The sequence below is a fragment of the Methylobacterium sp. DB0501 genome (genome assembly GCF_011043735.1).
Taxonomy (GTDB): domain Bacteria; phylum Pseudomonadota; class Alphaproteobacteria; order Rhizobiales; family Beijerinckiaceae; genus Methylobacterium; species Methylobacterium alsaeris.
The window spans coordinates 81,340-104,269 of record NZ_JAAKGV010000016.1 but is presented as its reverse complement, the minus strand read 5'-3'; the positions used below and the strand labels follow the sequence as shown (position 1 = coordinate 104,269).

The window sequence follows — 22,930 nt, the reverse complement described above, 5'->3', positions numbered from 1 at the left end:
GAGCCCGTTCGATTGAGCCGGCTTGCCTTGACGGCATCCCGTGACTGCGCACCGGAACCCGGGATCCGTAGGCGCTACCGTCCGACGATGAGGCGGACGGTGCATGGCCGGCCGCTGCACGGTCGAGGCTCCGGATCCCGGGGGCTCGTCTCTGGCGGGCGCCGGGCTACTTTTCGGTGTCCTGGCGGCGGAGGGGCCGGTTCGAGTCGGTCCGCCCCCTCGAAGCCTGCTCGATTGCATCCGAGGGCTGTCGCACCCGCCTCCTCGTTCCGGGCTCCGTTGCGCGGCCCCCGAATGACGATGGAGAGGGTCAGATCCGTCGGCCGGACCGACACACGCCTCGGACGCCCCGAACCCGGCCCGGTCACCGCCCGGTCCAATGCGGCGGCCGCTTGCCCAGGAACGCCTCCATCCCCTCGCGGAAATCCGCGCTGGTGTAGCATCGCAGGATCAGGTCGTCCCCGGCCTCGGACGGGGCCTCGTCGCGGACCCGGCGCAGGCCCTCCTTGGTGGCGGCGAGCGTCAGCGGCGCGTGGCCGGCGACCAGGCGGGCGAGGTCGGTCGCCCGCGCGTGCAGGGCATCGGCATCCGCCACCACTTCGCTCACCAGCCCGATCGCCCGCGCCTCCTCGGCCTCGACCAGGCGGGCGGTGAAGATCATCTCCTTGACCCGCGCGGCGCCGATCAGCGCCGAGAGCCGGCGCAGGTTGCCGACCGAGAGGCAGTTGCCGAGGGTGCGGGCGATCGGGAAGCCGAAGCGGGCGTCGCGCGTGGCGATGCGCAGGTCGCAGGCCGCCGCGATCGCCGCGCCCCCGCCGGTGCAGGCTCCGGCGACCGCTGCGATGGTCGGCTTGGCGCAGCGTTCCAGCGCCCCGAGCACCCGGTCCATGAAGCGCTCGTAGGCGAGCGCATCCTCGGCCGTGGAGAAGGCGCGGAACTGCGCGATGTCGGTGCCGGCCGCGAAGGCACGGTCCCCCGCTCCCTGGATCACTACCGCGCGGATCGCCGGATCGGCGTCGATCGAGACGCTCAGGCCGTGCAGGCGCTCGTACATCGCGAAGGTCAGGGCGTTGCGCGCCTGCGGCCGGTTGAGGGTGATGCGGGCGATGCCCTCGTCATCGACCCGGTAGAGCAATTCGTCGGTCTCGGTCATGGCGGACATCCGGATGCGGCGTGCGGCCGGACCCTAGCGCGCACGGCCCTCCCCGTCTCCCGGTGACGCGCGGTCGCGCGAAGGACCGCATCGCCCGCCCCGGCGTTGGTGCGCGATCATCACGAGCGGAGACGACGCGTGAGCAAGGACACCGAATCCCACGAGGACACCTATGCGGCCTTCCGCGAGGCGGTGAACATGACGCCCGGCGAGCTGGAGAAGTGGCTCGACAGCGAGGACAGCCGGTCGGTCGGCTGGAGCGACGGCGCCAAGAAGGAGAGCGCGAAGGGCGGCGAATCGGTCGGCCATCACCAGGGGCGGCGGATCGTCGAGATCAAGCACACCCGGAAGGCCGACCTCACCGACGACGACTACGCCGACATGCGCAAGGTGGTGGGATACGTGAAGCGCCACCTCGCCCAAGGCGGTCCCAACGAGGACGTGAAGACCTCGCGCTGGCGCCACTCCCTGATGAACTGGGGCCACGATCCTCTGAAGGATTGAGGCAAACCCGCCGCCGCGACATGGTGGCGCGGGCCGGAGCGCAAGTTTCTCCCGCGCCGCCGCTTCCCTGAGAACTGTTTCCGCCGCCGGCCCCACTGGCGAAACGAACCATGCTGCGGCCCCAGTTCGGCCCGGATCTTGCTGACCCTTGCAGGTACCTCAACGTCTTCGCATCGCGCGCCCGATGTGGCTGAGTGGGGGCAAGCAAGAGCGACCAAGGCCGAATGGCCTGGCACGAGCGGCATGGGGGTCCGGGATGACGGGAGCGGGTGGGCGGCGGGGCCGAGCCTGGAGGGGCACGATCCGGCGGGGCAGGACCTGGTTGGCGGCCGGTGCGGGCGTCGGGCTGGCGTGCCTCGGCCTCGTCGGGCTGGCCGGCCCCCTCACCCCGGCCTTCGGAGGCCTGTCGCGCGACATCGAGACGGTCCTGACCCCGGATTCCGACGGGCCGCCGGCCCGCGTCACCCTCGGTCCCGGCGGTCGCGACGTGCGGCTGTGGGGCGACCTCAACGACGGCACCGCCGAGCGGCTGCGCCGCCTGCTCGACGCCCATCCCGGCGTGACCCGGCTGCACCTGACCAGCGACGGCGGCCTCGTCGACGAGGGCGCGGCGATCGGCGAGCTGGTGGCCGCGCGCGGCCTGTCCACCTACGTGCCGGATTACTGCGTCTCGGCCTGCACCCTCGCCTTCGTGCGTGGGCGCGAGCGGATCATCATGGGCGACAGCCGGCTCGGCTTCCACGCTCCCTACGAGCCCGGCGCCTTCGGCCGGATGATCCAGGTCGATGCGAGCGAGGAGCGCGGCCGCTACCTCGCCGCCGGCCTCGAACCCGCCTTCGTCGACCAGGCCCTCGGCACCCCCTCCCGCGACATCTGGATCCCCGATCCCGCCCGCCTGCGCGCCGCCGGCGTCGTCACCCGGGTGGCCGATCCGGGCGACCTGCCGGATTCGACCCTCGACGACGACGATTCCCTGGCAGGCGCCCGGGCGGCCTCCTTGCGCGCGGTCGACCTGCTCTCCGCCTTCGCGGCACGCCGGCCGGGAGTGCTCGACGGCATCGCCGCGCGCTACCGCGAGAGCTACCGCCAGGGCCGCAGCGAGGGCGACGGCCTCGACCTGATCCGCAGCGAGGCTTCGGGTGCGCTGCGGGCGGCCTTCGCGGGGGCCGACGACGCGACCGTCGCGAGCCTCGGGCGCCTGATCCTCGACGCCATGGCGGCGAGCGGCAGCGAGGAGGCGTGCCGGGCCATCGGCCGGGACGGCGACCTCGTGACGGCGGCCGAGGCGCTGCCGGAGGGGGGCGGGACCCGCCGGATGCGGGCCCTCCTCGACCGGGCGCTCGCCGGGCCGGGCCTGCCGGCCCCGACCGTGCACCGGCCCGCCCATGCCGTGACCTGCATCGACCTGCGCCGCCGCCTCGCCGGGATCCTGGACCGGGGCGATCCCGCGCGGCTGCGGGACGCGCTGCTCGGCCGCAGCGGCCGGCGCCTGGAGGCCTCGGCCCTGCCGGAGGAGCCGTAGGCCGCGCCCCCGCGTTGCAGGGCCGCCCGGCACTGGCTAAGCCGGGCCCGACCTCGCGCGGGAGCCCCTTGCCATGCAGACCTTCGATTCGGACGGCGTATCGATCGCCTATGTCGATGTCCCGCCGAAGGAAGGAGCGGGGGAGCCGATCCTGCTGATCCACGGCTTCGCGTCGAACCACGCCGTCAACTGGGTCAACACCTCCTGGGTGCGCAGCCTGACCGGGGCCGGGCGGCGGGTGATCGCCCTCGACAATCGCGGCCACGGCCGCAGCGGCAAGCTCTACGAGCCGCACGATTACGCCTCCGACCTGATGGCCGAGGATGCCCGCCGGCTCCTCGACCACCTGGAGATCCCCCGCGCCGACGTGATGGGCTACTCGATGGGCGCGCGGATCACCGCCTTCCTGGCGCTGACCCATCCCAGCCGGGTCCGCTCGGCCGTGCTCGGGGGTCTGGGCATCCACCTCGTCGAGGGGCGGGGGCTGCCGGCCGGCATCTCGGAGGCGATGGAGGCGCCCTCGCGCGACGCCGTCGCGGATCCGACCGCGCGGATGTTCCGGGTCTTCGCCGAGCAGACCGGCAGCGACCTGCGGGCGCTCGCCGCCTGCATGCGCGGCTCGCGCCAGACCCTGTCGCGGGCGGAGGTGGCGCAGATCGAGGTGCCGGTCCTCGTCGCGGTCGGCACCGCCGACACCGTGGCGGGATCGGGCCCGGCGCTCGCCGCCCTGATCCCGGAGGCGAAGGCCCTCGACATCCCCAACCGCGACCACAACCTCGCGGTCGGCGACAAGGTGCACAAGGCCGGCGTGCTGGAGTTCCTCGCCGCGCGGCCCTGACGAGGCGTCGACCGGACCGCGCGGCCGGGCCATATTACCCCCGAGGCAATGGGAGACCGGCCGCCGAGACGGCCGGCCCCCGTGCCGGGGAGGGAACGATGGCGGCAGATCCGCGATACAACAGCCGGCGCCTCTACGAGGGGCCGGACCGGGCGGTGGCCCGCTCGATGATGAAGGCGATCGGCGAGACCGACGAGAGCCTGGCGCGGCCGCAGATCGGCATCGCGCATTGCTGGATCGGCACGATGCCGTGCAACTGGAACCACCGCGAGCTCGCCGCCCTGGTGGCGCAAGGGGTGCGCGAGGCCGGCGGCACGCCGCTCGAGGTCAACACCGTCTCGATCAACGACGCCATCACCACCGGCACCGAGGGCATGAAGACGTCCCTCGTCAGCCGCGAGGTCATCGCCGATTCGGTCGAGCTCGTCGCCCGCGGGCACATGTTCGACGGCATCGTCACCATCTCGGGCTGCGACAAGACCATCCCCGCCATGGCGATGGTGCTCGGGCGCCTGAACATCCCCGGCACCATGCTCTATGGCGGCTCGATCGCGTCGGGCCGCTGCACGCATGAGGGAGGGATGTTCTCGGGCCGCAACCTCACGGTCCAGGACGTGTACGAGGCGGTCGGCGCCTACAATGCCGGGCGGATCACGGAAGAGGAGTTCCGCGACGTCGAGGACCATGCCTGCCCGGGGGCCGGCGCCTGCGGCGGCCAGTTCACCGCCAACACCATGGCGACCGCCTACCAGATGCTCGGCATCTCGCCGATGGGCGCCAACGACATCCCGGCCGGCCATGCCGACAAGGCGCAGGCCGCGGTCGCCTGCGGGCGCCTCGCGGTGGACCTCGTCCGCCAGGGGCTGACCCCGCGGGCGCTCGTGACCCGCGCGAGCTTCGAGAACGCCATCACCGGCGTAATGGCGACCGGCGGCTCCAGCAACGCGGTGCTGCATCTGCTGGCCACCGCCTGGGATTTCGGCATCCCCCTCGACCTCGACGATTTCGACCGCATCTCGCGCCGCACGCCGGTGCTGGCCGATCTGCGCCCCTGGGGCCGCTACACCGCGCCGGAGATGCACGCGGCGGGCGGCATGGCGGTGGTGGGCAAGCGCCTCGTCGCCGCCGGGCTCCTCCACCCCGAGGCCCGGACCGTGACCGGCCGCAGCCTCGGCGACGAGATCGCCCGGGCGCCCGAGCCCGCGGGCCAGACCGTGATCCGCTCGGCCGAGGATCCGTTCAAGAGCGAGGGCGGCCTCGTGATCCTGCGCGGCAACCTGGCGCCCGGCGGCGCGGTGATGAAGGTCTCCGGCCAGACCAAGCGGCTGCATCGCGGTCCCGCCCGGGTGTTCGAGCGCGAGGAGGACGCCTTCGCGGCGATCAAGGACGGACGGATCGTCCCTAACGACGTGATGGTGCTCCGCAACGAGGGGCCGCGCGGCGGGCCCGGGATGCGCGAGATGCAGCTCGTCACCGGCGCGCTCCAAGGTTCGGGGCTCGGCGAGCACGTGGCGCTGATGACCGATGGCCGCTTCTCCGGCGCGACCCGCGGCTTCGTCATCGGCCACGTCGTACCGGAGGCGTTCGAGGGCGGCCCGATCGCAGCGATCCGGGACGGCGACGCGGTGACGGTCGACGTGGAGAACCGCCGGCTCGACGTGGCCCTCTCGGACGAGGAGATCGCGCGCCGGCTCGCCGGGAGGCCGGCGCCGCGGCCGGCCTATACGCGCGGGGTGCTGGCGAAATACGCGCGGCTCGTGGGCAATGCGTCGCGGGGCGCGGTGACCGATTGGGTGGGGTCGGAGGAGGGGTGAGGGGGGCGTGGGGATTGGCCCCGTCGCCGGATGAGCGCGGGCCTCTCCCATCACACCAAGAACGGATTGCCAGCCGATCAGTTGTGCGCAAAACAATATGGCCGCCGCGCATCCCGGAGAGGGTGCGCGCATCCAGGGAGGACGCCATGTCGATCGACGCCAACAAGGTTCTCGCCCGCGCCTATTTCACCGCCTTCCTCGAGCGCGACGCGGCGTGGTGGCAGCGGCACATCGCGCCGGACTTCGTGCGCCACGATCCCGGCCTGAACTTCGACGTGCGCGGCCCCGAGGGCGTGGCCCGGCTCGGCGAGGTGCTGCATGGCGGCGTCACCGAGATGAAGCTGCCGATCGAGGAGGTGGTCGCCGAGGGCGACCGGGTGCTGGTGCGCCTGCGCTTCCAGGGCCGGCACACCGGCGACCTGATGGGGCTGCCCGCCAGCCACCGCGGCATCGACATCGCGGTGATGGACCTGTTCCGCATCGTCGACGGGCGCCTCGTCGAGCATTGGGCGCTCCTCGACAATCTCGGCATGCTGAAGCAGGTCGGCGCCCTCCCGGCCTGATCCCCTCGCCTCGTCGTCCAGCCGGGAGATATCCGCATGTCCGCCCCCCAGATCATCCTGCACCACTATGCCTTCTCGCCCTACGCCGAGAAGGTCCGCCTCGCTCTCGGGCTGAAAGGGCTCGCCTGGCACTCCGTCGACGTCGCGATGATGCCGCCGCGCCCGCTCCTCGACCCGCTCTCCGGCGGCTATCGCCGCATCCCGGTGCTGCAGGTCGGGGCCGACATCTACTGCGACACCCACGCGATCCTGCCCGCCCTGGAGCGCCTGGCGCCGGAGCCGAGCCTGTATCCGGGCGTTGGAGCCCCGCTCGCCGAGGGCCTGACCTACGGCCTCGAGCGCGACCTGTGGCTCGCGGTCATCGGCGTCACGGTGCATTTCGCCGGCGACCTGCCCGAGGCGTTCCTGCGCGACCGCAAGGACGATTACCTCTACGTCGACATCAGCCACGGGGCGATGGAGCCGGATTTCGCCCGCAACGCCCAGCGGGTCGCGGCCTGGACCGCGTGGCTCGCCGGCGCCCTCGCGGACGGCCGGCCGTTCCTCGCCGGCGAGCGGGCCGGGGCGGTCGATCTGGCGCATTACCACCTGCTCTGGCTGATGCGCGGCGGCGAGCGGGCCGCCGCGGTCGACACGCTGCTCGGGCTCGGCCCCCTGCGCGGCTGGATCGACCGGGTCGCCGCCCTCGGCCACGGCCGGCCGCAGGAGATGAAAGCCGAGGCGGCGCTGGACGTGGCGAAGGCGGCCGAGCCGGCGCCGGTCGAGGCGGTGAACGCGGTGCCGGCGCTGATCGCGGCGTCCCCCGGCGACGCCGTGACGGTGACGCCGGACGATTTCGCCCGCGTGCCGGTGGAAGGCCGGCTCGTCGCGGTGGAGGCCGGCCGCATCGTCATCCGCCGCGACGATCCGCAGGTCGGGACGCTGCACCTGCACTTCCCGCGGGCGGGGTTCACGGTGGCGAGGAGCTGAAGGCAGCTCCCTCCCCGCCGTTCGAACCGACACCTCCACGTCATCCCGGGGCCGCGCAGCGGAACCCGGGATCCATGAACGCTGGGGTTTCAGGACGACGCGGACAGCGCACCGCCTTCTCCGGCGCCGTCAGCGGTCGTGGATCCCGGGTTCTCGTCTGCGGCGGGCCCCGGGATGGCACAGGGCCGTGGGACCCGGGTTGCCCGCTCGGCGCTCCTCGTCGTCCTCGCGGGCATCCGCCCCCCCCGCACGCCCCCACCCGAGACCCCATGCCGCGGTGAACGCGAATTTAGTGGCCGCAACGGAAGCGGCGCCTATCTGCCTCGGCGCACCGTAGGGTCGGTCCGGGTTCGGGATGAAGTGTCGTGTCATCAGGTCGGCGCCAGGGCCCATTCGCCCGTCGCCCACCGTCGCGGCCTCGTCCAGATACTCTGCAATAGTATACCGCACCCGACGGGATCATCACACGATGCCTGAGCGGCCCGCCTCGCAGGGTCGAGGCCGGCCGCCCGCGCATCCCGATCGCATCGCGCGATCGGCACGGCATCACGATCGCAGCACGCGATCGGCTTGGCACCACGATCGCGGCACGCGATCGGCTTGGCACCACGATCGCGGCACGCGATCGTCTTGGAAGGAGCGACGGCGTGGAAACCTATAAAGACGTCCTGTCGGGCAAATGCCCCTTCGGCGGCGACCGCGTCGGCGGCGCCTTCGCGACGCCGCCCACCCTGGAGCAATGGTATCCGGACCGGCTGCGCGTCGAGACGCTGCACCAGAACGGGCCGCAGGCGAACCCGCTCGGCGAGGATTTCGATTACCGGGCGGCCTTCGCGTCGCTCGACCTCGAGGCGCTCAAGCGCGACATCAAGCAGTTCCTGACCACCTCGGTCGCCTGGTGGCCGTCGGATTACGGCAATTACGGCCCGCAGATGATCCGCATGGCCTGGCACTCGGCCGGCACCTACCGCATCGCCGACGGGCGCGGCGGCGCCGGCCAGGGCCTGCAGCGCTTCGCGCCGATCAGCAGCTGGTGGGACAACGGCAACACCGACAAGTCGCGCCGCCTGCTGTGGCCGATCAAGCAGAAATACGGCAGCGCCCTGTCCTGGGCCGACCTGATGGTGCTGACCGGCAATTGCGCCCTCGAGATCATGAACTTCCCGACCTACGGCTTTGCCGGCGGCCGCGAGGATGCGTGGGAAGCGGACAACTCGACCTATTGGGGCCCGGAGCTGTGGGACCCGACCAACGTCAAGTCGTTCGACGAGATGGTCAACCGCGACAAGCGCTGGCGCGGCAAGAACGGCGAGGCCGATTACGACCTCGAGAACCCGCTCGCCGCGTCGCACCAGTCGCTGATCTACGTCAACCCGGAGGGCCCCTACGCCAACGGCGACCCGATGGGCTCGGCCCGCGACATCCGGGTCACCTTCACCCGCATGGCGATGAACGACGAGGAGACCGTGGCGCTGATCGCCGGCGGCCACGCCTTCGGCAAGAGCCACGGCATGGTCAAGGCCGACCGGATCGGCCCGCCGCCGGACATCGCCCCGATCGAGGCGATGGGCCTCGGCTGGCACAACCCGGTCGGGACGGGGGCTGCCGAGAACACGATGACCAACGGCATCGAGGGCTCGTGGACGCAGGATCCGACGACCTGGGACAACAGCTACCTGGAGAACCTGTTCAAGTTCGAGTGGAAGCAGACCCGCAGCCCCGCCGGCGCCCTGCAATGGGAGCCGGTCGATCCGGACGCGCCGCGCACGCCCGACGCCCACATCCCGGGCAAGTCGCACCCGCTGATGATGATGACCAGCGACATCGCGCTCAAGACCGATCCGGTCTACCGCGCGATCTGCGAGCGTTTTCTCTCCGACTTCGACTACTTCACGCTGCAATTCTCCAAGGCGTGGTACAAGCTGACCCACCGCGACATGGGCCCGAAGGAGCGCTATGTCGGGCCGGAGACGAAGATCGAGGACGATCTGCTGTGGCAGGACCCGATCCCGCCGGTCGACCACCCGCTCGTCGATGAGGCCGACATCGCCGCCCTGAAGGCGGAGATCCTGGGCAGCGGCCTGTCGGTCTCCGACCTCGCCTTCACGGCGTTCTCCGCCGTCGCCACCTACCGCAACAGCGACAAGCGCGGCGGCGCCAACGGCGCCCGCCTGGCGCTGGCGCCGCAATCGGGCTGGACCGTCAACCGGCGCACCCTGCCGGTGATCGAAAAACTGCGCGGCATCCTGGCCGCGTTCAACGGCAGGGCGGCCGGGGGCAAGAAGGTCTCGCTCGCCGATCTCATCGTGCTCGGCGGCTGCGCCGCGGTCGAGGAGGCGGCGAAGGCGGCCGGCGCCGCGACCCCGGTGCCGTTCGTGCCGGGCCGGATGGACACCACCGACGCGCTGACCGACGCCGACAGCTTCGAGTGGCTCAAGCCCCTCGTCGACGGCTTCCGCAACTACGTCGATCCATCCTTCGCCGAGATCACGCAAGGGCGCGTCGCCCCCGAGGAGGTGTTCCTCGACAAGGCCAACCTGCTCGCCCTCACGGCTCCCGAATGGGTGGTGCTGACCGGCGGCCTGCGGGCGCTCGATCTCAACCACGACGGCTCGCGCCACGGCATCTTCACCGACCGCGTCGGCGTGCTGACCAACGACTTCTTCACCGTGCTGACCAGCATGGACTACGAGTGGAAGAAGGCGGACGAGGCCGGCCTGACCTTCACCCTGGACGATCGCCAGGGCGGCGGCACCAAGTTCTCGGCGACCCGGTGCGACCTGGTGTTCGGCTCCAACCAGCAGCTCCGGGCGATCGCCGAGGTCTATGCCGGCCGCGACGGGCAGGACCGGTTCGTGCGCGACTTCGTGAAGGTCTGGCACAAGCTGATGATGCTCGACCGGTACGACGTGAAGCGCAACGAGGCCGGGATGACGAAAGCGGCGTAGGTTCGCCTCCTTACCCGTCAAACACGTCCTCCTCTCCAGGCGATCCCGGGCAAGCCCGGGATCGCTGCACGGTGGGGGAGAGGGGATCCAGCGACTTTCGTTCGACGGGACAGGGGTCGGCGAATGTCGGGGGCCCGTTCAAGGTGAGCGACGGAATTGACACCCTCCGGGTCAGCCCGGGCTCCGCCTTCGCAGTCCCGGGATGACCCGGAGGACCTCAATTCCGCGAGCGGACGCAACGCATCGCGTCAGACCGCCTCACGCCCCCATCACCTTCGGAATCGCCCCGCGCAGCCGCGAGTATCCCCGGTTCGACAGGGGCCAGGCCCGCTCGTCCCAGTCCCGCCGGATCCGGGAACAGCCTGCCGGCAGCGCCTCCGCCGAGGGGCCGAGGGGCGCCCAGGCGGTGATCACCGGCAGGTCGCCGGCCCACCCCTCCCGCACCGGCCCGACCGGGCAGCCGAAATGCTCCCCCGCGCGGGCGAGCGCGTCCGCCATCGCGGCGTCATCCGCCGCGCGGACCCGCTCGGTCGCCCCCTCGACGGAAGCGACGAGGCCGCCGACCCGCGTCACCCGGGCGGCGCCGAGGGGCAGGCTCTCCGGGTGCAGGTCGTCGAGATGCAGGAGCAGGGCGACCGGACCGTCGGTCGCGGCATCGGCCGGCGCCAGCGGCACCTCGCGGGGCGGCACCTCCTCCTCCAGGGAGGCGGCGCGCTCGTCGAGGCCGGCGGGATCGTGGCGTCCCCGCGTGAACTCCCGGACGTTGTCGCGCCGCGCGAGGTAATGCTTGCCCCGCGTGTGCAGGCCGGCGACCCAGCGCCAGGACAGGGTGTTGCTCGCCGGATCGCCGTCGAGGAGGTGACGCAGGAAGAAGTCCGCGCCGAGTTCCCAGGGCAGCCTCAGGGTGAAGATCCAGATCGAGGCGAACCACATCCGGGCGTGGTTGTGGAGCCAGCCCTCCTCGACGAGCTGCGCGGCCCAGGCGTCGAAGCCGTCGATCCCCGTCGCCCCGGCGACGGCCCGGTCGCAGGTCCGGCGCAGGCCGGGCTCGGCCGCGAGACGGGCCCGGGCGGCGTCACGTCCCGCAAGGTAGCGCGACCACGCCTCGGGATGGGTCTCGAGATGTCCCTTGAAGTAGATACGCCAGAAGATCTCCGACACGAACTTCTCCGCCCCGCGCTCCCCGAAGACGCGGATCGCCGCACCGGCCACCTCCTCCTCGGTCAGGAGCCGGCGGCGCAGGTAGGGCGAGAGGGCGGAGGTCGTCGGCGCCGCCCCGCGGCCGCGATCGGTGTTGCGGGCGGCGGCGTAACCGGCGCCGGGGCCGGCGAGAAACGCCGCGAGCCGGTCGAGACCGGCGGCGCGGGTCATGACGGGAGAGTTCGGCTCGGGGGAGATCGGCTCGCGGGATATCGACATGGCCGTGATGTAGGACGGCCCGGCGTAGACAGGACTGCGGCGCAGTCGCGTCTTCAGGGCTGACGGCTCCTCGTGAACCCCACCCTTTCCCGGACGACCGTGACGTCAGCGGAAGGAGATCCGGGATCCAGCGCAAAACGTCGCGAAGCGTCTTCATGTCTGCAACGTTGCACCATACAGATCCGCTTCGCGGCACTCCTTACGTCCCGATCCCGAATCTCCTTCCGCTGACGCGGCCCTCGTCCGGGAAAGGGGGCGGCTCACGACACACCAAGGCGCCACCGTTCCTCAGGCGAGCGCCGCCGGCGCGGCGAGCCCCGGCCGCGTCGTCGCACGCGGCTTGTCCTCGGCCTCGTCGGAAAACCACGGCACCGTGGCGCGCAGGCCCTGCTCCAACGGAACCCGCGGGGTCCAGCCGAGAAGCTCGGAGGCGCGGGTGATGTCGGGCCGGCGCCGGCGCGGGTCGTCGACCGGGAGCGGGTGATGGACGACCGCGGAGGGCGAGCCGGTGAGGCTCAGCACCCGGCGCACCAGGTCCGACACGGTCAGCTCGACCGGGTTGCCGAGATTGACCGCGCCGACCTCGCGCGCCTCGGCCTCGTGCTCCATCAGCCGGTGGAGGCCGTCGATCAGGTCGTCGACGTAGCAGAAGGAGCGGGTCTGGCTGCCGTCGCCGTAGACCGTGACGTCGTCGCCGGCGAGCGCCTGGCAGATCACGTTCGAGACCACCCGCCCGTCATCGGCGCGCATCCGCGGCCCGTAGGTGTTGAAGATCCGCGCCACCCGCACCGCGACCCGGCCGGCCCGGGCGTAATCGGCGCAGAGCGTCTCGGCGGCCCGCTTGCCCTCGTCGTAGCAGGCGCGCGGGCCGGTCGGGTTCACGTGGCCCCAGTAGCCCTCCGCTTGCGGGTGCATCTCGGGATCGCCGTAGATCTCGGAGGTCGAGGCCTGGAGCAGGCGCGCCCCGCTCTCCTCGGCGGCCAGCAGCAGGTGGCGGGTGCCGAGCACGCTGGTGAGGAGCGTGTGCTCCGGATCGGCCTGGTAATGCGGCGGCGAGGCCGGGCAGGCGAGGTTGTAGATCCGGGCGAAGCGCTGGCGCTGCAGCCGCGCCGGCAGGGGCTGGACGACGTCGTGGGTGACGAGGTCGAAGCGCGGCTCGCGCTCGAGATGGCGCAGGTTGCGCCGCCGCCCGGTGCCGAAATGGTCGAGGCAGACGACCTCGTGCCCCTCGGCGAGCAAGCGATCGCACAGGTGAGACCCCAGGAACCCCGCGCCGCCGGCGACCAGGACGAGCGTGCTCTCGCGGTGTCTCATACGGCCGATCCTCTTGCCCGGCCGGACGAGACGGGCCCGCCCGGGACGCCCCCCAGCGCGGCGGAGAGCAGGCTGGATCCGTAGAAGGCGAGGCCGGGCATGCGGCGCGGTGACCTCCCTCTCGGCACCGCGCACCCCGCGATGCTCCCTGACCGTATCCCTAGATGGCGGAGCCGCGGCGTTTGGCAAATCCCGCCGGCTCGCGACGGCGGACGGCCGCCCGCGTTGACACCGCGGAAGCCCCGGCCGATACCGCGCCCGGCTCCCGATGCGCAGACAGATCCTCAAGACCGCGACGATCATCGTCCACGACCTCGTGGCGACGGCCCTCGCCGTGCTCCTCACCTTCGTGATCCGCTTCGACGGCCCGCTGCTGGCCGAGCGGCTCGCCCACCTGCCGGTGCTGCTGCCGCCCTTCGTGGCCTGCGCCGGGCTGGTCTACCGTGCCTTCGGGCTCTACCGGACCAAGTGGCGCTTCGCCTCGCTGCCGGATCTCGCCAACATCGTCCGGGCGGTGGCGGTCCTGACGCTGCTGCTCCTGGTGCTCGACTACGTGCTGGTCTCGCCGGTGCTGTTCGGCATCTACTTCTTCGGCAAGATCGCCATCGGGCTGTACTTCGTCCTGCAGGTCTTCCTGCTCGGCGGGCCGCGGCTGGCGTTCCGCTACCTGAAGTACAGCCGCTCGCGCCAGAGCGCGGCCCGGGCCGCCAGCACGCCGACCCTGCTGATCGGGCGCGGCCACGACATCGAGGTGGTGCTGCGCGCCATCGAATCGGGCGCCGTGCGCAAGCTCGACCCGAAGGGCATCCTCTCGCCCCGGGCCGAGGAGCAGGGCCAGACCATGCGCGGCGTGCCGGTGCTCGGCGCCGTCTCCGACCTGGAAGAGGTGGTGGCGGGGCTCTCCGCCCGCGGCGTGCCGATCCGCCGCCTCGTCGCGACCCCGAGCGCGCTCGCCCCCGAGGCCGAGCCCGAGGCGCTGATCGCGCGGGCGCGCCGCCTCGGCCTGCCCCTCGCCCGGGTGACGAGCCTCGGCGATGCGGGCCGCGGGGCCGAACTCGCCCCGATCGAGATCGAGGACCTGCTGCTGCGCCCGACCGTCGCCATCGACCGGCCGCGGCTGGAGCACTTCCTGACCGGGCAGCGGGTGGTCGTCACGGGCGGCGGCGGCTCGATCGGCTCGGAGATCTGCGCCCGCGCCGTCGCCTTCGGGGCGAGCGCCGTCCTGGTGCTGGAGAGTTCCGAGCCCGCCCTGCACGGGGTGCTCAGCCGTCCCGGGCTCTCGGGCATCGCGGGGGTGAGCGGCGTCATCGCCGACATCCGCGACCGCGACCGGCTCTTCCGGGTGCTGAAGGACTTCCGGCCCGACTACGTCTTCCACGCCGCCGCGCTGAAGCAGGTGCCCTACCTGGAGCGCGACTGGAGCGAGGGTATCAAGACCAACGTCTTCGGCTCGGTCAACGTCGCGGACGCGACGCTGGCGGCCGGGGCCAAGGCCCTGGTGATGATCTCGACCGACAAGGCGATCGAGCCGGTGTCGCAGCTCGGCGTCACCAAGCGCTTCGCCGAGATGTACGCCCAGGCCCTCGATGCCGGGCGGACCACCGACGAGACCCGCCTCGTCGCGGTGCGCTTCGGCAACGTGCTCGGCTCGGTCGGCTCGGTGGTGCCGGTGTTCAAGGCGCAGATCGCCCGCGGCGGCCCCGTCACGCTGACCCACCCGGACATGGTGCGCTACTTCATGACGGTGCGCGAGGCTGCCGACCTCGTGCTGACCGCCGCCTCCCATGCCGACCGCGAGGCCCGCGACCCGGGGGCCGGCGACCAGCGCGCCGCGGTCTACGTGCTCAAGATGGGCCAGCCGGTGCGTATCCGCGACCTCGCCGAGCGGATGATCCGGCTCGCCGGCTTCGAGCCCGGCGAGGACATCGACGTGGTCGTCACCGGCGCCCGCCCGGGCGAGCGCCTGAACGAGATCCTGTTCGCCCGCGACGAACCGATGGTGAACCTGGAAGGCATCGACGGCGTGATGGCGGCCAAACCCGTCTTCGCCGACCGCGCCCAGCTCACCGCCTGGCTCGACCGCCTGGCCGCCGCGGTGGCGGCGGACGACCGGGCGGCGGCGGACCGGGTGTTCGGGGAGGCGATCCCGGACTTCCTGCACCGGGCGAACGCGGCGGGCGAGGCCGCCCTTCTCTCCCCGGCGGGGTAGCGCCGGCTCAGGCCCGCGGATCGATGATCGCGATGCCGTCGGGCGCGGTGCCGCCCATCGCGACGAGCGCCGGAACGGCCTGCGCCAGCGAGAGCGTCTCGCCCAGGAGCCGCTCCGGCTTGAGCCGGCCGGCCCGGATCATGCCCAGCATGGCGTCGTAGCGCCAGGACTGCATGCCGTGGCTGCCGTAGATCTCGAGCTCGTGCGCGATGACCTGCGCCATGGGAATCTGCGCCCGCGCATGGTCGGCCAGCATCAGGCCGACCTGCACGTGACGGCCGCGCCGCCGCAGGTTGGCGATGGAGTTGAAGCAGGTCTCGGGGTGGCCGAGCGCATCGATCGACACGTGGGCCCCGCCCCCGGTGATCTCGCGCACCGCCTCGACCACGTCCGGCACGCTGCGGCTGTCGACCGTCGCGTCGGCGCCCATGGCCCGGGCGAGCGCGAGCTTGGCCTCGGCGATGTCGATCGCGACGACCCGGGCGCCGAGGCTCGCGGCGATCATGATCGCCGAGAGGCCGACCCCGCCGGCCCCGTGGACGGCGACCCACTCGCCGCCGCGGACGCGCCCCTGGTCGACGACCGCCCGGAACGACGTCGCGAAGCGGCAGCCGAGGCTGGCGGCGGTGGGAAAGCCCATGTCGTCGGGCAGGCGCACGAGGTTGTGGTCGGCCCGGTCGATCGCGACGTACTCGGCGAAGGATCCCCAATGGGTGAAGCCGGGCTGGAACTGCGCCTCGCAGACCTGCTGGTGGCCGGCATGGCATTCCCGGCAATGGCCGCAGGCCGCGATGAACGGGACCGTGACCCGGTCGCCGACCCGGAACCGGCGCACCGCCGATCCGGTCGCCGAGACGATCCCGGCGAATTCGTGCCCCGGCACGTGGGGCAGGCGGATATCGGGATCGTGCCCCTTCCAGCCGTGCCAATCGCTGCGGCAGAGGCCCGTCGCCTTGACGTCGATCACCACGCCGTCGGGCGCCGGCGTCGGATCCGGCACGTCGCGGATCTCCGGCATCCGGTCGAAAAGCTCGACGATCATCGCTCTCATGGCGGCCGCATCCTCTCTCGCCCGAGCACCGATAGCAGGGGCCTGAGGTCTCCGCGATCCCAAGATCCGCCATCTCAAGATCGGCCGTCCCTGGGGTTCGAATGCGAGGCGCCGGCGCGCCCTCAGCCGCCGAAGGCCTCCCGCTCGCCCGCGACCGTCCCGTCCGCCGCTCGCCGTGCGGCGCAGTAGCCCGATACCGTCCCGATCGCCCACAGGGCCTTGTCGAGGGCGGTGCCGGTGTCCCGGCGCAGGAGCGCGCGGCCGCCGCTGGCGGTGAAGCGGGCGAGGCGGAAGGCGAGGTAGAGGAGGCCGTAGCGGTGGAGCCGCAGGACCCGGCCGAAGCCGCGGGCGTAGGCGGCGGCGCGGGTGTGGCGGCCGGTCTCGGCGACCTGGTCGTGGTGGACGACCAGGCCGTGGCGGAACACCACGCCCCTCCCCTGCCCGAGGAGGCGCAGCAGGAAGTCGGTCTCCTCGCCGGAGCGGAACGGCGTCGCCGCGCCGACGCCGAGCGTCTCGTCGAAGCCGCCGACGGCGCGGGCGGCCTCGCGGCGCACGAACAGGCCGTTGGAATTGCCGGAGAACCACACGTTGCGCCGGTCGACCGCCTGATCCGAGGCCAGGAAGGCACCCAGCGATTCGCGGCCCGTGGCGTCGAGGGTGCGGCCGGTCACGGCATCGGCTTGCCGGTGGCCGGCGAACAGCCGCACCACCTCGGCGACGAGGTCCGGGGGGTACCAGCAATCGTCGTCCGGGAAGGCGATCAGGTCGCCGCGGCAGCGGGCGAGGCCGACATTGCGCGCCCGCGACAGGCCCGGCGCCGAGCGGGCATGGTCGATCGCGAGCCGGTCGCGGTAGCGCGCCACGATCGGCTCGAGGGTGCCGGGCTCGTTCTGGTCGACGAGGACCACCTCGAAATCCGGGCAGGTCTGGACGAGGAGGGACTCGAACAGCCGTTCGAGCTGCGCCGAGCGCCCCCTGGTGCAGACGAGCAGGGAGACGCGCGGCGGGGGAGCGGCGGGCCCGGCGGCGGAGGACGGGGAGTGCTCGGGGCTCATCGTCGGGTCCTCAGCCGGTGCGCGACAGTCGCAGGGACAGGTCGGCCGGGGACTTCACCGGGAGCGGGCCCGCCGGCTCGGGGGCGGCGTTCGGCCGGTCGGCGGCCCGCGCCTGCTGCCGCGCCTCCCGCACCACCCGCTGGATAATCGTGAAGATGCGGTCCTGGTCGACGGCGCGGCTGAGGTTGTGGTCGGTGCCCTCGAGGATCTCGACCGGGTAGCCGAGGCGGCGGGCGACCCGTGCCTCCGAGGTGCCGAAATGCGCCGCGACGGTCGGGATGCCGAGGTCGTCGGCGCTGTAGATCATGCAGATCCGGGCGCCGCGCCGGCGGATGGCGGCGACCTGGCCGGCGACGCTGGTGCGTTGCAGCGTCCGCCACGGCATCCGGGTGGTCCAGCGGTCGAGACGGGCCGCGCCGTCGCGCAGGAGCGCGCGGGCAACCTTGGCGAGGCTCAGATCCCCGGTGAGGATCCGGCGCCAGATCCGGCCCTCGCGGGCGCGGGCCATGTAGCTCTGGCTGTGGCGGAAGGTGTCCCGCACCATCGTCTCGACGTCGGTGCCGGGCTTGAGGGCGAAGCGGTACAGGTTGACCAGCACCGCGGCGCGCAGCCGCGAATCGCCGGCGAGGGCCCGGAACGCCTGGTAGGCGCCGCTGCAAACGCCCAGGACGACGCCGGGCGTGAAGCCCGAGGCCGCGAGATGGTCGGTGGCCGCCGTGACGTCGGCGACCGAATCCGCCGCGTAGAGCGGCAGCGAGCCGTCCGGCCGCCCGGCGCTGTCGCCGATGCCGCGCAGGTCGAAGCGGAACGAGGCGATGCCGGAGGCGGCGAGCCGCCGGGCGAGCTGCGTCGTCTGGCGGCCGTGGCCGGCCCGCGGGTTGCGGCCGGAATTGACCACCAGCACGGTGTCGCCGCTCCAGGTCCCCTGCGGCCGGCACAGGATGCCGACGAGGCCGGGGCCGAAGCGCGACACCTCCTCCTGCCACGCCGCGTCCGCGAACCGGCAGGGCTCCGGCACGGGGACGACGGGCAAGGACGCGGGCAAGGACGCGGGCAAGGGCGCATCTGCCGCCGCGAAGTCGCGCACCAGGGCGAAGGTCTGGTCGGGGGTGCGGGAGAAGAGCGGGTCGGAGACGAGCTGGGTCAGATCGGGGAACGGGCCGGCCTCGACCTCGCTCCCGAGCGCCCGGTAGCGCGCGGCGAGCGTGTCGACCTTCGGGCCGAGCAGCAGGATCCGCGGCGCCGGCGCACGCTGCGCCGCCGCGAGGTCGAGGCGGGCGAGGTCGGCGAGGGCCTGGGCTTCGAGGAGGAAGCTGCCGACCATCAGCGAGTCGGGCTCCTGCGGCATCGGCGTGCGGTCGGGCATCACGTCGATGAGCCGCGACTGCATCGCCATCTCGCGGCGATAGGCCTTGCCGTTGGGGAACGGTGCCAGCATCACCAGCCGGTCGATCTCCTCGCCCGACAGCGCCGCCAGGGTGGCGCCGAGCCGCAGGCCGACCACGACGATCTCCTCGGCCCCCGCCCGCTCGCGCAGGAAGGCGATGCCGGCCCGGATCGCGTCGAGCGCCGCCGGGATCTCCGACCCCGCCGCCGGGTCGCGCGAATCGCCCTGGCCCGGATAATCGAAGCGCAAGGTCGCGCAGCCGGCGGCGGAGATCATCCCGGCGAGCTCGCGCCAGGAGCGGTAGGCGCACCATTGCTCGAACCCGAAAGTGCCGCACAGGAGCACGCCGCGCCGGCGCACGCCCGGGCTGTACCAGCCGAACGCGTCGCCGAGCGCGACCGGGACCGGCTCCGCCGCGATCGGCCCCGTAATGGGCTCCGCGATGGATTGTTTGCCCGCGCCGTCGGTCAGCATCTTACCTCTTCCCCCTTCACCGGCGCCGGGCAACGCCCGAGCGCGTTGCTCCGGTCGATTGTTTTATGTCTTGTTGTTTCCTGTATTGTCACCTGGAAAACCGCTCGATCGGCCCTGGGCCGACCTCCCGCAGGCTCACGAGCGGGCGACGCGGACCGGGCGGCCCCGCCCCAGGCTCGCCAGCCGCAGGCGCAGGATCGTCGCCAGGAACACCACGATATCGACGGTATAGCGGCGCCCGAGGCGGCGCGGCTCGCGCAGGAGACGGAATACCCATTCGAGCCGCATGAGGCGGAACGCCGCAGGCGCGCGAACCGCCGCGCCGGCGGTGTAGTCGAGGAGGGCGCCGACCCCCAGCAGCAGCCGCGCGTCGATTCGGCTCGCGTTCTCGGCGATGAACGCCTCCTGGGCCGGGTTGCCGAGGGCGACGAGGAGGATGTCGGGCGAGGCGGCGTTGATCTCGGCCAGGACGGCGTCGGTCTCGCCCGGCGCGAAGTAGCCGTGCCGCACGCCGACGATCCGGTGCTGCGGATAGAGCAGCGCCAGGTTGCGCGCCGCCGCCTCGGCGATGCCGGGCTTCGCCCCGAGCAGGAACAGCGTGCGCGGCCCCGTCTCGGCGGCGAGGAAGGCCGGGACGAGGTCGGTGCCGTTGAGGTTCTGCCGGAACGAGCGGCCGCGGAACAGCAGCGAGCACAGGTCGATGCCGAGCCCGTCGCTGACGAGGACGAAGCTGCGCAACGCCGCCGCGTAGGCGGGAGTGCACAGGGCCTTCAGCAGCATGTTGGCGTTGCAGAAGCCGAGGCAGAGCTGCGTGCGCCGGTCGAGGGCGTCGCGCAGGCGCCCGAACAGCTCGTCGCGGGTGATGTCGCTGACGCTGACGCCCTCGAGGTCGAGCCGGTCGACGCTCGCAGCTCCGGGCGCCGTATCGAGGGCGCGGTCAGGCATGGGAGGCTTCCCAATCGGTTGGATGATCCGTGTCGAGGCAAGACCATCGTCGGCACCGGTAAAGAAGTCCCGGCGGGATGGCCCCCTCGCCCAGTCAATGCACCCGCCCGACGCAGAGATGCAGACTTAACTCCGCACAAGGTTAATGCCGCCTTTGACAGATACCGACAAGCCGCCGGGCCTGATCATGCCAAAGGCTAAGCTTGTCGTCTTAGGCCAGTCTTCGTGATGATTGAGCGGCAATCGGGCCAAGGCACGGGGTCGCGTTAAAGTCCCGATAGGGGATCGCTGCTACCCGTGAGACGTGGCGGGCGCGGCGCGCCGCCCCCGGCCGCTCGCGGCGCGGGCTCCACCGAGAGGCGACCGACACGATGCTGACACTCGTCGCGCGGCTGCGCCGGTCGGGCCGCTCGCAGCAATTCGCTTCGGCCTTCGTGGCACGGATCGCCAGCGCGATGCTCGGCTTCGTGATGCTGCTCGTGGCGAGCCGGCTCCTCACCACCTACGAGTACGGCGTCTACGTCTTCCTGTTCACGCTGGGCAGCGGACTCGGGCTGATCGCGGCGCTCGGCCAGCAGAACCTCGTGCTCAAGCATTACCGCGCGCAGGACGGCGTGACGCCGCACAACGACGCGCTGGTGCGCTACAATCTCGGCTGGCTCGCCGGTGCCGTCGCGCTGATGCTGGGCCTGTGCGCGGTGGTGTTCGTCGCCGAGGACGCGCTGCCGGATCCCTATCACCGGCTCCACCTCGCCTGCGCCTTCGCGGCGGTGTTCGCGGTCGCCGAGTACCTGCAGAGCTACTTCCGCATCCACGGCCGGATCTGGCTGGCGCTGCTGCCGCGCGAGGTGGTCTGGCGCGGCGCCTGCTCGGTGGTGCTCTGGGGCGCCTCGCTCGCCGGCCTGCTGACCGGCGCCACCGCGGCGATGGAGATCGTGCTCGGCCTCCTGCTCGCGATGACGCTGTACCAGGCCTGGCACCTCGCCGCGCATCACGGCTGGGATTCCTGGTACGGCGGCTTCCGCCACCCGGGGAAGGGGCCGGCCTGGGGCGGCGAGAGCCTGCTCTTCACCGCCAACAACGTGATGGTGGCGGTGACGGCCTTCCTCGAGACCGTGATCGTCGGGGCGTTGCTCGGCATGGAGCAGGCGGCGTTCTACTTCGTGGCGCTTCGCTACGCGACGCTGGTCAACCTGCCGAGCGCGGCGATCGACACGGTCAGCATGCCGATGATCGCCAGCCACTTCCAGGCCCGCGACCGCGAGGGCGCCCAGCGGCTGGTCGGCCGGCTGTCGCTGGCGAGCTTCGCGATCTCCGCGGCGGGCGCCGTGGTGATGGCGGTCGGGGCGCCCTTCGCCCTCGCGCTGTTCAAGCCGGATTTCGCCGCCCATACCGACGTGCTGATGGTGCTCAGCCTGTCCTCGGTCGTCATCGCGTTCTTCGGGCCCGGCGCCACGCTGCTGACGATCGGCGGCGGCGAGCGCTACATCCTGGTCAGCAACGCTGTGCTGTTCTCCGTCTACGCGGTGCTGCTCTGCCTCGTGGCGGTGCCGTTCGGCATCCTCGGCGTCGCGGTGGCGAATGTGGGCTGGACGGTCGTCATCAACCTGGTGCTCGCCCGCTGGGTGCGCCGGCACTGGAACGTCGACAGCCGGGCCACCGCCTTCTTCACCCGCCGGGCCTGGACGCCCGCCGCCCAGATCGCCCCTGCCCAGATCGCCCCGCAGGCGGCCGAGTAAGATGCGCCGCCTCCTCACCCTCGCCGTCCTGGCCTGTGCCGGCCCGATCCTCGCTCTCCCGTCCGCCGCGGCATCCCTGTGCCTGCGCGGGGTCAACATCAGCGGGGCCGAGTTCGGCACCGTGCCGGGGCGCTACGGCTTCGACTACCTCTATCCCTCCGCCGACACGATCCGCCGGTTCGCGGCCCTCGGCCTCACGGCGATGCGGCTGCCGATCCGCTGGGAGCGGCTGCAGCCGGCCCTGCGACAGCCCCTCGACCCGGACGAGCTCGCCCGCCTCGACGCCGCGGTCTCGGCCGCGAGCCAAGCCGGGATGCGCACGGTGATCGACCTGCACAACTACGCCTATCACGGCAAGGCGCGGGTCGATTCCGAGATGGTGACGCCGGAGGCCTTCGCGGATGTCTGGCAGCGCCTGGCGCGGCATTTCCGCGGCGACGCCTCGGTGGTGTTCGGGCTGATGAACGAGCCGCACGACATCCCGGCGGCGCGCTGGCTGGTCTCGGCCAATGCCGCCCTCGCGGCGATCCGCGAGACGGGCGCCAGGCAGCTGGCGCTGGTGCCGGGCTCCGGCTGGACCGGGGCGCATAGCTGGACCGCCGACCTGCCGACGGGCAACAACGCTGCGGTCATGCTCGGGGTGGTCGATCCGGGCAAGAACGTCGCCTACGAGGTGCACCAGTACCTCGATGCCGACTTCTCCGGCACCCATGCCGAGTGCAGCCGCGGCGCCGACGCCCTGCAGGCGGTGGAGCGGATGACCGACTGGCTCGCCCGGAACGGGCGCCGCGCCTTTCTCGGCGAGGTCGGCGCCTCGAGCCGCAAGGGCTGCCCGGAGCGGTTGCGGGCGGTGCTCGACCACCTCAACCGCAATCCCCAGCAATGGGTCGGCTGGACCGCCTGGGCCGCCGGCGAGCTGTGGGCGCCGGATTACCCCCTCAAGCTCGATCCCGGCGGGGCCAACGCCCCGGTCGTGGCTGCCTTGCAGGCCGCCGCCCGGGCCGAACCGTCCTGCGAACGCTAGAG

17 protein-coding genes are annotated in these 22,930 nt (G+C 72.3%); 10 read left to right on the top strand and 7 right to left on the bottom strand.

Annotated features, from left to right (window positions below):
• Positions 1 to 364: 364 nt before the first annotated feature.
• The gene (locus tag G4G93_RS22460) at positions 365 to 1,162 is read right to left on the bottom strand and encodes an enoyl-CoA hydratase/isomerase family protein (RefSeq protein ID WP_165087319.1); all 798 of its coding nucleotides are present in this window, start codon (positions 1,160 to 1,162) and stop codon (positions 365 to 367) included.
• Positions 1,163 to 1,291: 129 nt separating this feature from the next.
• On the opposite strand from G4G93_RS22460, the gene G4G93_RS22455 reads away from it, so the two are divergent.
• The 7 genes from G4G93_RS22455 (at position 1,292) to katG (ending at position 10,311) form a co-directional block, all read left to right on the top strand.
• Positions 1,292 to 1,657: a DUF3140 domain-containing protein gene (locus tag G4G93_RS22455; protein ID WP_312892206.1), complete on the top strand. Its 366-nt coding sequence runs from the start codon at positions 1,292 to 1,294 to the stop codon at positions 1,655 to 1,657.
• A 322-nt stretch (positions 1,658 to 1,979) separates the two neighbouring features.
• Positions 1,980 to 3,179 (top strand): hypothetical protein, encoded by a 1,200-nt coding sequence (locus G4G93_RS22450; protein WP_165087317.1) that lies wholly within the window; start codon positions 1,980 to 1,982, stop codon positions 3,177 to 3,179.
• A 73-nt stretch (positions 3,180 to 3,252) separates the two neighbouring features.
• On the top strand, positions 3,253 to 4,017 hold the full coding sequence (locus G4G93_RS22445) for an alpha/beta fold hydrolase (RefSeq protein ID WP_165087315.1): 765 nt from the start codon (positions 3,253 to 3,255) through the stop codon (positions 4,015 to 4,017).
• Positions 4,018 to 4,115: 98 nt separating this feature from the next.
• A complete protein-coding gene (gene ilvD, locus G4G93_RS22440; RefSeq protein ID WP_165087313.1) occupies positions 4,116 to 5,831 on the top strand; it encodes a dihydroxy-acid dehydratase in 1,716 nt (571 codons plus the stop codon).
• 146 nt (positions 5,832 to 5,977) lie between these two features.
• A complete protein-coding gene (locus tag G4G93_RS22435; protein ID WP_165087312.1) occupies positions 5,978 to 6,394 on the top strand; it encodes an ester cyclase in 417 nt (138 codons plus the stop codon).
• 36 nt (positions 6,395 to 6,430) lie between these two features.
• A complete protein-coding gene (locus G4G93_RS22430) occupies positions 6,431 to 7,363 on the top strand; it encodes a glutathione S-transferase family protein (protein WP_165087310.1) in 933 nt (310 codons plus the stop codon).
• A 647-nt stretch (positions 7,364 to 8,010) separates the two neighbouring features.
• Positions 8,011 to 10,311 (top strand): catalase/peroxidase HPI, encoded by a 2,301-nt coding sequence (katG, locus tag G4G93_RS22425; protein WP_165087308.1) that lies wholly within the window; start codon positions 8,011 to 8,013, stop codon positions 10,309 to 10,311.
• A gap of 258 nt (positions 10,312 to 10,569) precedes the next feature.
• Here katG and G4G93_RS22420 read toward each other — a convergent pair whose 3' ends face one another.
• Positions 10,570 to 11,682, bottom strand: a complete 1,113-nt coding sequence (locus G4G93_RS22420; RefSeq protein WP_165087306.1) for an FAD-binding domain-containing protein — start codon at positions 11,680 to 11,682, stop codon at positions 10,570 to 10,572.
• A 336-nt stretch (positions 11,683 to 12,018) separates the two neighbouring features.
• Positions 12,019 to 13,044: a UDP-glucuronic acid decarboxylase family protein gene (locus G4G93_RS22415; RefSeq protein WP_165087305.1), complete on the bottom strand. Its 1,026-nt coding sequence runs from the start codon at positions 13,042 to 13,044 to the stop codon at positions 12,019 to 12,021.
• Positions 13,045 to 13,312: 268 nt separating this feature from the next.
• Here G4G93_RS22415 and G4G93_RS22410 point away from each other — a divergent pair, with 268 nt between their 5' ends.
• Positions 13,313 to 15,253, top strand: coding sequence for an SDR family NAD(P)-dependent oxidoreductase (locus G4G93_RS22410; RefSeq protein ID WP_165087303.1), 1,941 nt, complete (start codon positions 13,313 to 13,315; stop codon positions 15,251 to 15,253).
• Between the two features lie 7 nt (positions 15,254 to 15,260).
• Here the strand turns inward: G4G93_RS22410 and G4G93_RS22405 are convergent, their stop codons facing one another.
• From G4G93_RS22405 to G4G93_RS22390, 4 genes are all read right to left on the bottom strand, one after another.
• Positions 15,261 to 16,304, bottom strand: coding sequence for a zinc-dependent alcohol dehydrogenase family protein (locus tag G4G93_RS22405; protein WP_165087289.1), 1,044 nt, complete (start codon positions 16,302 to 16,304; stop codon positions 15,261 to 15,263).
• A gap of 122 nt (positions 16,305 to 16,426) precedes the next feature.
• Positions 16,427 to 17,359 carry a glycosyltransferase family 2 protein gene (locus G4G93_RS22400; RefSeq protein ID WP_165087287.1) on the bottom strand — a complete coding sequence of 311 codons (933 nt, stop codon included), beginning with the start codon at positions 17,357 to 17,359 and terminating at the stop codon, positions 16,427 to 16,429.
• Between the two features lie 10 nt (positions 17,360 to 17,369).
• On the bottom strand, positions 17,370 to 19,220 hold the full coding sequence (locus G4G93_RS22395; RefSeq protein ID WP_165087285.1) for an alpha/beta fold hydrolase: 1,851 nt from the start codon (positions 19,218 to 19,220) through the stop codon (positions 17,370 to 17,372).
• A gap of 135 nt (positions 19,221 to 19,355) precedes the next feature.
• The gene (locus G4G93_RS22390; protein ID WP_165087283.1) at positions 19,356 to 20,165 is read right to left on the bottom strand and encodes a WecB/TagA/CpsF family glycosyltransferase; all 810 of its coding nucleotides are present in this window, start codon (positions 20,163 to 20,165) and stop codon (positions 19,356 to 19,358) included.
• A gap of 371 nt (positions 20,166 to 20,536) precedes the next feature.
• Between G4G93_RS22390 and G4G93_RS22385 the strand changes: the two genes are divergently transcribed.
• Positions 20,537 to 21,904 (top strand): lipopolysaccharide biosynthesis protein, encoded by a 1,368-nt coding sequence (locus G4G93_RS22385; protein ID WP_165087282.1) that lies wholly within the window; start codon positions 20,537 to 20,539, stop codon positions 21,902 to 21,904.
• 1 nt (position 21,905) lies between these two features.
• A complete protein-coding gene (locus G4G93_RS22380) occupies positions 21,906 to 22,928 on the top strand; it encodes a glycoside hydrolase family 5 protein (protein WP_206289953.1) in 1,023 nt (340 codons plus the stop codon).
• Positions 22,929 to 22,930: the final 2 nt, after the last annotated feature.

Bases quoted from the DNA above. Each gene is read 5' to 3' on its own strand.
- G4G93_RS22430 (WP_165087310.1), top strand. From the start codon at position 6,431: ATGTCCGCCCCCCAGATCATCCTGCACCACTATGCCTTCTCGCCCTAC.
- G4G93_RS22410 (WP_165087303.1), top strand. From the start codon at position 13,313: ATGCGCAGACAGATCCTCAAGACCGCGACGATCATCGTCCACGACCTC.
- G4G93_RS22385 (WP_165087282.1), top strand. From the start codon at position 20,537: ATGCTGACACTCGTCGCGCGGCTGCGCCGGTCGGGCCGCTCGCAGCAA.
- G4G93_RS22460 (WP_165087319.1), bottom strand. From the start codon at position 1,162: ATGTCCGCCATGACCGAGACCGACGAATTGCTCTACCGGGTCGATGAC.
- G4G93_RS22405 (WP_165087289.1), bottom strand. From the start codon at position 16,304: ATGAGAGCGATGATCGTCGAGCTTTTCGACCGGATGCCGGAGATCCGC.
- G4G93_RS22415 (WP_165087305.1), bottom strand. From the start codon at position 13,044: ATGAGACACCGCGAGAGCACGCTCGTCCTGGTCGCCGGCGGCGCGGGG.
- G4G93_RS22380 (WP_206289953.1), top strand. From the start codon at position 21,906: ATGCGCCGCCTCCTCACCCTCGCCGTCCTGGCCTGTGCCGGCCCGATC.
- G4G93_RS22400 (WP_165087287.1), bottom strand. From the start codon at position 17,359: ATGAGCCCCGAGCACTCCCCGTCCTCCGCCGCCGGGCCCGCCGCTCCC.
- G4G93_RS22390 (WP_165087283.1), bottom strand. From the start codon at position 20,165: ATGCCTGACCGCGCCCTCGATACGGCGCCCGGAGCTGCGAGCGTCGAC.
- G4G93_RS22395 (WP_165087285.1), bottom strand. From the start codon at position 19,220: ATGCTGACCGACGGCGCGGGCAAACAATCCATCGCGGAGCCCATTACG.
- G4G93_RS22420 (WP_165087306.1), bottom strand. From the start codon at position 11,682: ATGACCCGCGCCGCCGGTCTCGACCGGCTCGCGGCGTTTCTCGCCGGC.
- G4G93_RS22445 (WP_165087315.1), top strand. From the start codon at position 3,253: ATGCAGACCTTCGATTCGGACGGCGTATCGATCGCCTATGTCGATGTC.
- ilvD (WP_165087313.1), top strand. From the start codon at position 4,116: ATGGCGGCAGATCCGCGATACAACAGCCGGCGCCTCTACGAGGGGCCG.
- G4G93_RS22435 (WP_165087312.1), top strand. From the start codon at position 5,978: ATGTCGATCGACGCCAACAAGGTTCTCGCCCGCGCCTATTTCACCGCC.